This is a genomic window from Streptomyces sp. NBC_01474, assembly GCF_035918215.1.
In the GTDB taxonomy this organism is placed as follows: domain Bacteria; phylum Actinomycetota; class Actinomycetes; order Streptomycetales; family Streptomycetaceae; genus Streptomyces; species Streptomyces aureus.
The window spans coordinates 4,967,303-4,979,658 of record NZ_CP109449.1 but is presented as its reverse complement, the minus strand read 5'-3'; the positions used below and the strand labels follow the sequence as shown (position 1 = coordinate 4,979,658).

The 12,356-nt window shown below is 73.1% G+C and carries 8 protein-coding genes; all 8 read left to right on the top strand.

Features of this window, described 5'->3' with window-relative positions; genetic code table 11:
- Positions 1–14 precede the first annotated feature (14 nt).
- The 8 genes from OG758_RS22805 to OG758_RS22770 all read left to right on the top strand — a co-directional run bounded on the left by OG758_RS22805 (position 15) and on the right by OG758_RS22770 (position 12,333).
- Positions 15–470 (top strand): MscL family protein, encoded by a 456-nt coding sequence (locus OG758_RS22805; RefSeq protein WP_326711678.1) that lies wholly within the window; start codon positions 15–17, stop codon positions 468–470.
- A 174-nt stretch (positions 471–644) separates the two neighbouring features.
- Positions 645–1,508 (top strand): zinc metalloprotease HtpX, encoded by an 864-nt coding sequence (gene htpX, locus OG758_RS22800; protein ID WP_326711677.1) that lies wholly within the window; start codon positions 645–647, stop codon positions 1,506–1,508.
- On the top strand, positions 1,505–1,897 hold the full coding sequence (locus OG758_RS22795) for a YccF domain-containing protein (RefSeq protein WP_326711676.1): 393 nt from the start codon (positions 1,505–1,507) through the stop codon (positions 1,895–1,897). The genes htpX and OG758_RS22795 overlap by 4 nt, the downstream gene beginning before the upstream one ends.
- Before the next feature lie 172 nt (positions 1,898–2,069).
- Positions 2,070–5,150, top strand: coding sequence for an AAA family ATPase (locus OG758_RS22790; protein ID WP_326711675.1), 3,081 nt, complete (start codon positions 2,070–2,072; stop codon positions 5,148–5,150).
- A complete protein-coding gene (locus OG758_RS22785) occupies positions 5,128–6,414 on the top strand; it encodes a serine/threonine-protein kinase (protein WP_326711674.1) in 1,287 nt (428 codons plus the stop codon). The genes OG758_RS22790 and OG758_RS22785 overlap by 23 nt, the downstream gene beginning before the upstream one ends.
- Positions 6,415–6,417: 3 nt before the next feature.
- On the top strand, positions 6,418–11,187 hold the full coding sequence (locus OG758_RS22780) for a hypothetical protein (protein WP_326711673.1): 4,770 nt from the start codon (positions 6,418–6,420) through the stop codon (positions 11,185–11,187).
- Complete coding sequence (locus OG758_RS22775) at positions 11,184–11,645, top strand: hypothetical protein (protein ID WP_326711672.1); 462 nt, start codon at positions 11,184–11,186, stop codon at positions 11,643–11,645. Before OG758_RS22780 ends, OG758_RS22775 begins: the two co-directional genes overlap by 4 nt.
- Positions 11,629–12,333, top strand: a complete 705-nt coding sequence (locus tag OG758_RS22770) for a hypothetical protein (RefSeq protein WP_326711671.1) — start codon at positions 11,629–11,631, stop codon at positions 12,331–12,333. Before OG758_RS22775 ends, OG758_RS22770 begins: the two co-directional genes overlap by 17 nt.
- The last annotated feature ends 23 nt before the right edge of the window (positions 12,334–12,356 follow it).

The following is a 12,356-nucleotide window of genomic DNA, read 5'->3' as shown; positions in this document are numbered from 1 at the left end:
AGGGAGACACTGCCGTGCTGAGCGGGTTCAAGGACTTCATCCTTCGCGGAAACATCGTGACCATGGCGATCGGCCTCGCCGTCGGTGCCGCCTTCACGGCCGTCGTGACCGGCTTCAGCACGGCGTTCATCGCCCCGCTCATCGGGCTCGCCACGGCCTCGACCGGCGACTTCAGCGACGCGTACTTCACGGTCGACGGCTCGCGCTTCCCGTACGGCAAGTTCGTCGCCGCGGCGATCGCCTTCGTGATCACGGCGGCGGTGCTCTACTTCCTCGTCGTCGTCCCGATGATGAAGTTCCAGGCGCGCCTCGACCGCGGCAAGCCGGTCGACATCAAGGCCGCCCTGCGCGACTGCCCGCGCTGTTTCAGCCAGATCCCCGCGATCGCCACCCGCTGCTCCCACTGCACCAGCGAGCTGAAGGCCGACCCCGCGGCCCTCGCGCTCGCCGGGCTCCCCGAACAGCGCTGACCCCCGCCGGCGGGGCACCGTCCCACCCGTACGGCCCACGCGCCCTCCGCGCGCACAAGGGAACTCGTCCTCCTCGTCTGGCGTTGACCAGTACGGGAGGGTCCACTGGACCGTGGAAGCACCCAGCACCAGTAAGCAGAGGGTTCCCCTGCCGCACCACATGGAGGGCGTACCGTGCACCGCCGGCACAACGGGCTGAAGACCGCCGTACTCCTCGGGGGGCTGTCGGCCCTCATCATCGTCATCGGCAGCTTCTTCGGTCGTACGGGGCTGATCGTGGGCCTCGGCATCGCCCTCGCGACGAACGCGTACGCGTACTGGAACAGCGACAAGCTGGCCCTGCGCGCGATGCGCGCGCGGCCCGTGAGCGAGTTCGAGGCCCCCGCGCTCTACCGCATGGTCCGCGAGCTGTCGACGCAGGCCCGCCAGCCGATGCCCCGCCTGTACATCTCGCCGACGGAAGCGCCCAACGCCTTCGCGACGGGCCGCAATCCGCGCAACGCCGCGGTGTGCTGCACCGAGGGCATCCTCCGGATCCTCGACGAGCGCGAGCTGCGCGGCGTCATCGGGCACGAGCTGAGCCATGTCTACAACCGCGACATCCTGATCTCGTCGGTCGCCGGCGCGCTCGCCTCGGTGATCATGTTCCTGGTCAATTTCGCCTGGCTGATCCCCGTCGGCCGTTCGAGCGACGACGACGGCCCCGGCCTGCTCGGCATGCTGATGATCATGATCCTGGGCCCCATCGCGGCCACGGTCATCCAGCTCGCCATCAGCCGGTCCCGGGAGTACGAGGCGGACGCGTCGGGCGCCCAGCTCACCGGCGACCCGCTGGCCCTGGCGAGCGCCCTGCGCAAACTCGACGCGGGGACCAAGCAGTTGCCGCTCCCCCCGGAGCCGCGGATCGAGACCGCAAGTCACATGATGATTGCGAACCCTTTCCGTCCCGGGCAGGGCATGTCCAAGATGTTCTCCACGCATCCGCCGATGGCGGAGCGCATCGCCCGGCTAGAGCAGATGGCAGGTCGTCACCCGTGAAGACAATCCTCAACATCATTTGGCTAGTGCTGAGCGGCTTCTGGCTGTTCCTCGGCTACCTGCTCGCGGGCCTGATCCTGTGCATCACGATCATCGGAATCCCGTTCGGCATCGCGGCGTTCAGGATCGGCGTGTACGCACTGTGGCCGTTCGGCTATACGACGATCGAGCGCCAGGACGCGGGCGCCCCGTCCTGCGTCGGGAACGTGTTGTGGCTGGTCCTGGCCGGCTGGTGGCTCGCTCTCGCCCACATCGTGACGGGTATCGCGCAGTGCATCACGATCATCGGCATCCCCCTGGGCATCGCCAACTTCAAGCTGATCCCGGTCTCCCTGATGCCACTCGGCCGCGAGATCGTCCGCACGGACCAGCCGTTCGTATCGCGGTAGGCGCCGGCCTGACGTCGTAGCTGGAGGGGATCAACTCGGCCGTACGGCCAAAGAGTTGTCCCCTCTTTTGCGTAGCAAAGGGACCCCGCGTACTCCGTGTGGAAGCATGGCCGGTGCACGGGGGAGGTGGGCAGGCAGGCCCGAAACGTCGTGAAGCCGTGGCCTGCGCGCGATGATGCAGCACGATTCCGCAAAGAGTCCGGACAGTCCCGACAACGGCCCCGAACGCGGCTCCGACAACGGTCCCGAAGGCGGCTCCGAAGACCGTTCCGAGGGCCGTTCCGTGCGCCGTTCCGTGCGCCTCTTCACGGACGGCTTCCTCGATCCGGACGCCCTCGGGGACGAGCGCACCGCCACCGTCCTGCTGTCCGCCGCGGAGCGCGCCAACGAGCGCTTACGCCCCGGCGACATCCTGTACGCGGCGCTCGACGCCCGTGACCCCGCGGTGCTCCCCGCGTTCGAGGGCGCGCTCGCGGAGGGTGCGGCCCCGCATCACCTCCTGGAGACAGTCGCCGTCTACGCCCCGCCGGGGAACGGCTACGCGTTCGACGGCGCGCGCGACCATGTGAGCCCCGAGCTGGCCGCGGCCTTCGAGGAGTTCGAGTCCCGGTGCACGCGGGACGCGGTGGGCGCCGAGGTCCGCCTGGAGCTGCTGCTGGCTTGTCTGCTCGACGCCCCCTCCGCGGACGAGCGGGACTTCCTGTCCCCGCTCCTCGATCTGCCCCTGGCCGCCGAGGCGCTGCGCAGGCAGGTCGGGGTCCACGCCGACGAGCCGCCCGAGCTGTACGACGACGCGTCGGGCCGGCTGCGCTCCGAGGAGTTCACGAACGACGCGTGGGCCGTCCTGGAACTGGCCGCTCAGCGGGCCGCCGAGCTCGGCTACGACCGGCTGCTCCCGCCGCACTGCCTGATAGCTCTCCTGTCGGAGACCGAAGGGCCCGCCGAGCGCCTCTTCCGGCTCCAACTGCCGCTCCAGGTCGGCCTGGTGAAGGCCGTGGAGATCATCACGCAGGCGTTCCGGATCACCGAGCGGGGAAGCCGGACCGCCCCGCGCCTCGACCGCGACGGGATCGGCGAGTCCCTGCGGGACCTGCTGCACGCGGCGCGCACGACGGCCGCCCGCTGGGACGCGGAGCAGATCGACACCCCGCACCTGCTCGCGGCCCTCCTGGACAGCCCGCCGCAGCGACTCGCCTCCGTCCTGGCCGCCGAGCCGCTGCGCCTCGACATCAAGCGGCTGCGCGAGAGCGTGCGCGACGTACTCGGCGAGACCCGCTCGACGGCGCCCCGCGAGGTGCCTTTCCGGCTGCCCGCGTTCCTGCCGCCCTCCGAAGACCTCACCTGGCTCGCGAGGACCGGGGCCATCGGCCCGGCCGCCCACCTGGACGGCTACTTCGAGCCACTGTGCCGGGCCCTGCACCGTACGGAGAACAACCACGTACTGATCACCGGCCTGCCCGGCATCGGCACCACCACCCTGCTGCGCGAGCTCGCCCGGCGGGCCGCCACGGGCGAGATCCCGTTCCTGCGCCGCAAGCGGTTCCTGCGCGTCGACTGCAGGGACGTCGCCGCGGAAAGCAGTGGCGAGCAGCTGACGGCCCTGATCGGCCAGGTCGCGGGCCGCACCGACCTGGTCGTCTGCGTCGACGGGCTCGGCCCTCTGCTGCGCGGCCGGCACGGCGCCGACCACCTGCTGGAGCTGCGCCGCGCACTCAAGGAGCGCAGCATCCATCTCATCGGGGTGCTCGCCGAGCACGACTACGAGGATCTGGTCGCCGCCGACCACGTCCTCCAGGAGCTGACCTGCCGTATCGACATGGCCGAGCCGGAGCGGGAGGCGGCGCGGGCCATGGTGCGCCTCGCGGCGGACGCGCTGGAGACGGAGTTCACCGGCATCCGGATCGAGCGCCACGCGGTGGCGAGGGCCGTGGTCCTCGCGGGTGACTTCGTCCGGCACCAGCGGCTGCCGCTGTCCGCCGTCAAGGTCCTGCGCCGCGCCTGCGAGGACCTCGACTACGCACGCAGGCAGCACGGCGACGAGCGCAGCGCCGTGACGCTCGACGAAGTGGCCGACGTGGTGTCCGAGCTGTCCGGGATGCCGCGCGAGCAGATCGCCGGCACGGGCGGCGAGCGGGTCGACTACGCGACGGCGCTCGGCGCGGAGGTCGTCGGGCAGGACCAGGCGGTCCGGGTGGTCGCGGACGAGCTGCGGCGCATCAAGGCGGGCCTGGCCGCGGTCAGTTCGGGGCCGGCGTCGGTGCTGCTCTTCGCGGGTCTGACCGGCGTCGGCAAGACCGAGCTGGCCAAGCGGGTCGCCGGTCTCTACTCGGCGTCCAAGCGGCTGCAGACGTATCCGATGGAGAACTTCACGGAGCCGCACAGCGTGTCCGGCATCCTCGGCTCACCGCCGGGCTACGTGGGGCACGAGCGCGGCGGGCGGCTCATCAACGAGCTCAACAGCGACCCGTACTGCGTATTCCTCCTCGACGAGGCGGAGAAGGCGCACCCCGAGGTGCTGCGGCCCTTCCTCAACCTCTTCGACGAGGGCTGGATCACCGACCAGCGGGGCGTCAAGGCACACGGCGACCGCGCCATCTTCATCCTCACCACGAACGCCGGGCACGAGATCATCTCGCGCCTCGGCGAAGGCAGTTCGGACGAGGAGATATCCGCCGCCGTACGCGCCAAGCTCGCGTCCGAGCGCAGCCGGGACGGCACGCCCGTCTTCACCCCCGAGTTCCTGGCCCGCGTCCGCCGCGTCATCGTCTTCCGCCCGCTCGGCGGCGACGCGATGACCGCCATCGGCCGCAAGGTGCTCGACCGGCAGGCGGCCTTCTGGCGCGAGAAGCGGGAGAAGGAGCTGACCGTCCCCGAGGGTCTGGTGCAGTACGCGGGCGCGCTCGGCCACCGCCTCAACTCCGAGGCGGGCGGGCGCGAGGGCGGCCGCATCATGGCCAAGGTGCTCTCCGACCTGGTCGAGAACCCCGTTCTCGCGGCGGCCGAGGAGCGGGCGGAGGAGTTCCAGGCCTGCGACCGGATCGTCGTCGACTTCGCGCCTCCACCGCCGCCGGGCGTGCGTGACGCCCTGTTCTCCGGCCGGGACGGGACCGGAAGTGGTTCCCGTACGCGGGTGCGCTTCCTGTCGCCGGAACCGGCGGGCGGGGTTGAACTGTCCTCTGTGGAAGGCGGGTTGACCAAGTCCGGCGGGAGCGGAGAGGGGGGCGCACACGATGAACCAGGCCGCACCGGATGAGTCCGACCTGCGCGGGCTCGAAGGCCGGGTGGTCGACGGCCGCTACGCACTGAGCGGCTGGATCGGAGGCGGCGGTTTCGGGGCGGTCTTCCGCGCCGACCAGTACATCCTCGGCCATCCGGTGCGCAGTGTGGCCCTCAAGCTCTCCCGGCGCTCGGGCCTGACCGAGGAGAACGCCGCGGAGCTGTTCCAGGACGTCCTGCTGCTCGCCGAGGCGATGGACACCATGGCGGACGCCGAGGCCCGCCGCCATCTCGTGCACGTGTACGACGGCGGCCTCGCCAAGGGCCTCGGCGGCCGCGCCTTCCTCGCCATGGAATACGTCCCCGGGGCCACCCTCGCCGGCCAGTTCGCCGAGATGGGGCGCGTCCCGGCGCCGCTGCTGGTCAAGTGGGCGCGGCAGATCTGCGTGGCCCTGCGCGGACTGCACCGCCTGGACCCGCCGCTGCTGCACCGCGACCTCAAGCCCGACAACGTCCTCCTGGGCAGCGACAACTGGGTCCGGCTCATCGACTTCGGCCTGGCCGCCCGGATGCTGGAGCTCGGCCACGTCCCGGGCACGGTCGGCACCCTCCAGTACATGGCGCCGGAGACCGCGGCCGGCTCCAGCGTCCCCGAGTCCGACCTGTACTCGCTGGGGCTCCTGATGTACGAGGGCCTGACCGGCCGCCACGCGTACGCGCATCTGACGCCGCCGCCCGAGCTGCCCGAGTCGGCGCACGGCGACTGGCTCCAGGAGCAGAAGCGCAATGCGCCGCCCGTACGCCCCTCGGTCCACAACAACCTCGTCCCGCCCGCCCTGGACGCCCTCGTGATGCGCCTGCTCGAACTGCGGCCCGCGCAGCGGTTCCGCAGCGCGGAGGAGGTGATCGCCGCCCTGGACGTGGTCCTGGAGAGGCCCGTCGTGCGGCAGCCGGGCGAGGCCGAGCTGGCGGAAGGGCGGTGGCTGAGGACGTCCGGGCAGGGCCAGGCCGCCGCGACCGTGCTCCGCAGGGGCCTCGAACGCAACCACGTCCCCGACCCGTTACGCCTGGGCCTGCTGACCGAACTGGGGCAGGTCCACGAGTCCGCGGGCGATCACCTGGCGGCCGCCCACTCCTGGGCCGACGCCTGTGAACTCGTCCGCGGGCGCGCCCTGATGCCGTCCGGCGCGGACCGCGCCAGGCTCGCCCGCCGCGCGGAGGAGGCGTTCCGCAAGGCCGGCAACCGTTTCCAGGCGGAGCGGTTCGGGCGCCTGGCCCGCGCCGAGCGGGACCGGGGGTGACGGGTGGAGCCCCAGCGGTCCCTGAGGAAAGGTCTGTCCCGGCGCGGCCGGCTGGAGAACGCCTGGGCGAGCGCGCTCGCCGACGCCGATCCGCGCGCCGGCCTCGTGAGCCTGCGCGCGGTCCTCGCGGGCATCGAGGAATACCAGGACCGCACCGCTGACCTGTGGCCCTCCTTCCAGCGGTCCTTCCTCGGCCCCCGCTTCCTGCCCCTCGTCGAGACCGCCGACCTGGACCGGCTCGCCCAGGTCGGCGAGCGCATGGCGGCCGAGGGGCGCATCGGACTCCACCAGAGCTGGGTACCGCTCGCCGACGCCGCCGTGGCCCGGTCCGACGCAGGTGACCGGGACTTCGCGGTGTCCCTGTACACGCGGCTCTACCGCAGCGCGTTCGTCCACGAGGAGTCCCGCTCCATCGCCGCCACCGCCCTGGCCAGGATCGGTGCCGACCAGGACGACCAACTGGCCATCTACGTGGACATCTTCAGGCGGTACGCGACCGTGCCGCCAGAAGTGCACCAGGCGGTGGGGCGCCTCCTCGGAGCCGGATTCGCCGACGAGACGGGCCGCGTGGAGCGGGCCTTCGCGTTCGCCACGCAACTGTCCGCGGCGGGCCTGCGCCTCGCCGGCCTCGACCGCACGCTCGGCCTCGGCGCCCTGCTGCTGCACCGCGAAACGGCGGACGCGGCCGACCACTTCACCCGCGCCTGCAGCGCCGACCCCACCGACGGCGAGGCCCTGCGCGGTCTCATCGCCGCCCGCCTGCACAGCGGCGCGTACGCCGAGGCCCTCACCGCCGTACGCGGACGGGAAGCCGCCCTCACACCGCGCGGCGCCGAACTGACCGACCTGTGCCGGATGCTGGAGTGGCTCGAACTGGAGCCCGGCCGCGACGGACCCCCGGGGCCCGCCACCCCGGCCCCGCTGACGGCCGTACGGCTCGCCACGATCGGCGACGGCGGCGACAGCCGTCCCTGGGGCCGCTACGCCCAGGGCCGAGCCCAGCTCCTCGAAGGCAACGCCGACCTGGCCGCGAAGAACCTCGTCGTGGTCGCCGACGCGTTCCCGGACCGGTCCGACCTCGGCTATCACGCGGCCTGGGCCCAGCTGCTGTGCGGCGAACACGAGGCGGCGGGACGCCGCTGCCGCGCGCTGCTCGCCGACGGCGACGCGCGCGCCTGGCCGCTCGGCTGCCTCCTGGCGGACGCCGATCCCGGCCACCGCGCCACCGACGGAGAACGTACGGTCATGAAGGGCGCGGCACACGCCTTCACCGCGGTCGTCACGGCCCGGCTGAGGCTCGCCGAGGGACAGGAACCCGGCGTCGACCTGGCCTGGGACCCGCTCGGCGCCGAGGGCGCCACCGTCCCGGAACTCCTGGAGGCCCTGCGCACCCTCCTCGGCGTCGAGGTCGCCGGCGGCCGCCGGAACGCGGTCGGCCACCTCACTGCCCTCTCGCTCTTCGGCCGCCTGCCCCTGCCCGAACAGCTGTTGTGGCGCGCCCTGTCGGCCCTCCCGGAAGACCGCGACCGGGCCCACTCCCTGCTCGAACAGGCCCGCGGCCAGGGCCTGGACCGCGCCACCCTCGTCCTCGCCGTGACCGAACTGAACGCCGGACACCCCGACCGGGCGGCTGACCTGCTCGACGGCATACGCGGCCCCAAGGCCGAACTTGTTCGCGCCCGCGCCGAACTGGCCCTCGGCCGCACGGCCGACGCCGGGCGGCGCCTCGATCGCCTGCCGACGCCCCGGGCCCGCTACGAGAGCGGCGTACTGGCGCTGCGCGAGGCCGCGGCGCTGTGGGCCGGCGGGGAGGCCGACCGGGCCGTGCAGCGCGCCGGGTGGGCGGCGGCGCGGCTCATCGACGCGCAGGTCACCGGGCCCGGCGCCCTCCCGCCCGTCCCCGCCGACGCCGGACGCCTCGCCCGCGCGGCCCGCCTCCTCGCCGAACGCGCGGCACGGCCCGCCGACGGTACGGGCGCCGCGCCGTGGCGCATCGTCCGCCATCACCCCCGTACGGCCTGGCTGCTCGGGCTGGGACAGCTGCTGGTGGAGCCGCGCGGGGCGGAGCCCGTACTGGTGGAGGCGCTGGTGGGGTGGGCGGGGGAGGCCGATGGGCCGACCGCCGCCGATGTGGGCGACGCCCGTGCCGTGGAGGTGCTCGCCAGGGCTCTGGGGCGGGCCTGCCTGCTGGGCGAAGAACCCGCTGTACGGGGCGAGTTGGCCGAGGCGCTCGGTGTTCTCGCGGAGGCATGGCCGCTGCCGGCGGTGGCGCGCGAAGCCCGTCGTGCCGCCTCGCTGGCCGGGCCGCACGACGAAAGGGCCAAGGACGCGGATGCCGATGCGGATGCCGCGGCCGAGGTCAGGGACGACCCGCTGCTGGCCCTGCCCCTCGCGGCGGCCGCGCTCAAGGCCGGTGACAGGGCGGATGCGGTACGGCTGCTGCGGGCTGTGGGCGACATACCGGACGGGGGCACGGAGGGCCGGGAGGGCGATGTACAGGACGGGGGCGCGGAAGGCCCGGAGGGGGACGTGCAGGATGAGGGCGCGGAGGGCGCCGACGGCGCAGGCGGCGCCGAAGAGGCCCGTCGCGCCGCCGCGCAGGTCGTCGCCTTCCTCGCCCGGGCCCTCGAAGGCAAGCCGCCCGCCGAGCTGCCGTCCGTCGGCGGCAACCCCGCCCTCCCCGCCCCGCTCCTCGTCGTCCAGGCGGCCGGTCACCTCCCGGCCCAGCGCGCGAAGGCGGCCGAGGCGCTCACCCTGGCCCTGCGCGATCACGACCTGACCGGCCTGGTCGACGTGGCCGCGACCCTGCCCGCGCTCTGCGCCAGGGTGGCCCGCGCCAGGCGGCGGGACGGCCGCGCCCAGGCCCTGGCGGAGGTCGTACGCCGTCTGGCGGACCGCCTCACCGAAGACTCACCGGAAGCGGACGGTCTCGTACCTTTCGATGCCGTCACCCTCGCCCGGTGCGCCGCCGCCGTCGGGGACCACGAAGTCGCCGACAGGCTCTGGCGGCACGTCCTGAACGCCGATGCCGACGCCGACACGGCCGCCGCCGAGTACGGGAAGTACCTGTGCCACCGGGCGGTGGCCGCCAAGGCGGACGGAGACCCCGCACGGGCCCTGGAACTCCTGGGCCGGGCCGCCGGTCATCTCCCCGGGGAGCACCCGGCTCACCGGCACCGCGCCGACCTGGAGCGCAACGACCGCTCCGACGCCCTCCTCAGCCACCTCTTCCCGGACGCGGCCCAGACCTGGGAACGCCCGGGCCGGCTCCCGGCCGTGGAGGCCGCGATGGCCGAGCACCCGGTGTGGCAGGCGCTCGCGGCGGACCGGGCAGGCGCCATAGAGCGGGAGCTGACGCGGTTCTTCGCGCACAGGGCCGCCCGTAACGACATCCCCGTACTGCACTCGATGGCCGTGGTCTACCGCGAAGAGGCCCTGGCGAAGCTGACCCGCACGGGAGCCGCCGACCAGGACCTGGTCACTGCGACCGTCCTGTGGGTCCTGCTGCTGTGCCATCCAGGATTCTGGGAGGCGTTCGCCGACCGCTCAAGGTCCGACGACGCGGGAGTCCCCGGCGCCGACGCGGCGACGGGCCCCGACGGCGAGTATCTGCGCACCTCCCTGACCGAGGAGCTTCTGACCCTGCACCGCGGCCACGGCGCGCGGGCCCTCGCCGAGCACCGCGAGGATCAGGCCCGCCTCCATCTGAACTGCCTGACCGCCCTGCGCCAGGGCACCGATGTCACCCGAACCCTGCTGGCCGAGGGGCCCCTGGCCGGGGTGCTGCCGGGTGTCGACGAGGACCTCTTCGCCGCCGTCTCGGACCGCGCGGGCGCCCTGCTCGACGACTGGTCAACCGACCTGGTGCGCGCGGCCGAGAAGCGCATCGACGACCCCGAGCGGGTCCGCGCCCTGCCGGACGGCATCGACAAGGACTACGAAGAGGGCATCAGCAGCCTGGCGAACGCCGTCGACCACGGCTTCGCACCCAGCAACGTCCTGTGCACCGTCGTCGCCTGGCACAACGAGTGGCAGAACTGCCTCTACCAGATGGGCGACCGGGACCACATGCGCACCGTCGTGACCAAGGCCGTGCGGTACGCGGAACTGCTTGCCCAGGGCGCCGTGAAGGGACGCCCGCACCTGCGCGATAACCAGCTGCTCGCCGCCCATTACGTGGACCGTGGCCTCCTCGACCGGGACACCGGCAAGGCCATCGCGTACTTCGAACTGGCCAAGGAGTGGAACCCGGCCAACACCAACGCCTCGCAACTCCTGGAGCAGTACCGCCAGGACGCCCTGTTCAGCGCCGCCCTCGAACACATCAAGGCACGCCGCTACCCGAAGGCCCTCGCCGAACTCGACCGCGTCCCGAGGACCGACGCGACCAAGAAGACCCTCGACCGGCTCCGCACCAGCACCCTGATCAACCACGGCTACGTCCTGCTGGACGCCGAGCGGCTCGACGAGGCGGAGCGCTCGGTGCGCGACGCGGAGCGCATCGCGGCCGCCGGCGACGACCCCAAGATGCGCGAAGAGGCCGCCAAGGCGCTGCGCGCGGTGGCCACCGGGATGAACAACCGCGCCGTGGCCATGAGCAACGCCGCGCTCAGCAACCTCGAACGCTCCGTCCGCATCGGCCCGAACGCCGTGGAGGGTGAACTCCGGGCGGCCGTAAGCCTGTTGCGGCGGGCGGAGCGGATCGCCCCGGAAGCCGCCACCCGGGACAACATCACCCGTATCGAAGACCTCCTGCGAAGGCTGCGCCCATGACGACACTGCCGTCGGCGAACCGTCGGCCCAACCCCTTCCATGTACTCGGACTCCCCGTCGACGCCACCGAGGCGCACATCGTGGAACGCGCCGAGGAAGGCATCCAGACCGCGTCCACCGCCCAGGACCGCGACCTCTACGACTGGGCGATGCGGGAACTGATCCGCAACCCGCGGGCCCGGCTGCGGTACGAGGTGACCGAGCCGCCGGGCACCGACTACCGCGACCGCCGGTGGGACGCGTTCGCCCGCACCCACCGCACCTACCCGGCGGACCTCGGGGGCCAGAACCTGCGGCCCGAGGACTTCGACCTGCCGGAGGCGCTGCGCCGCACCGTCCGTGCCCTCGCGGCGGCGCCCGTCGCGGGGGCGGACGACGCCCTGCGCACGGTCCCTGCGGCGGCCCGTGCCCAGGACGAGGAGCCGGAACTGGAGGTGCGCGATGTCCTCTTCGGATGAGCCCGACGCCGCGCGGCCGGGCTGGGAGAACTTCGCCGAGCGCCCCGTCCCCGAGGTTCACGGCGCGACCACCGCACCGGAGGCCGAGCTGGCCGGCGTACTGCAGCGCCGTCACGAGGAGCTGGCCGCTGCCCGTGGCGCCTCCGCCTCGGCCGCGACGCGCGTGCACGCCACGCTCTTCGAACTCGCCATGCTCATCGGCACGTTGGAGCAGCAGGTCAACAGGGCGGGAGAGTCGCGCGAGGCCGTGGACGAGAAGCTCCGGCACCGTGAGCTGAAGAACGTGAAGGACCGGATGCTCGACGTGCTGCGCGGCGCCGGCGTGGAGGTGCGTGACCCGAAGGGCCTGACCGCCGACGAGGTCCTGGACTGGGCGGATCCGGTGCACTGGCTGCAGAGCCCGGAGTTCGACGCCGAGGTCGTGGCCGAGACGAACGAGTACGCGGTGTTCCATGACGGCGCCGTGGTGCGCTTCGCCCAGGTCGTCATGGGCGCCCCCGCCCCCGCCCCCGCCCCCGCCCTCGCCCCCGCACCCGCCCCCGCACCCGCCCCCGCACCCGCACCCGCACCCGCCCTCAAGCCCGAACCCGAGCCTGAGGCACCCCCCGAGCCGGATCTCCAGGTGAAGCCCGATCCCGGCACCGAGATGCCACCGCCGGGACAGACACCTGCACCCACGGACACCTGAACGAGCAGGCCAAGAAGGAGCGG

Coding starts and splice junctions, on each gene's coding strand:
- OG758_RS22785 (WP_326711674.1), top strand. CDS start 5,128: ATGAACCAGGCCGCACCGGATGAGTCCGACCTGCGCGGGCTCGAAGGC.
- OG758_RS22790 (WP_326711675.1), top strand. CDS start 2,070: ATGATGCAGCACGATTCCGCAAAGAGTCCGGACAGTCCCGACAACGGC.
- OG758_RS22770 (WP_326711671.1), top strand. CDS start 11,629: ATGTCCTCTTCGGATGAGCCCGACGCCGCGCGGCCGGGCTGGGAGAAC.
- OG758_RS22775 (WP_326711672.1), top strand. CDS start 11,184: ATGACGACACTGCCGTCGGCGAACCGTCGGCCCAACCCCTTCCATGTA.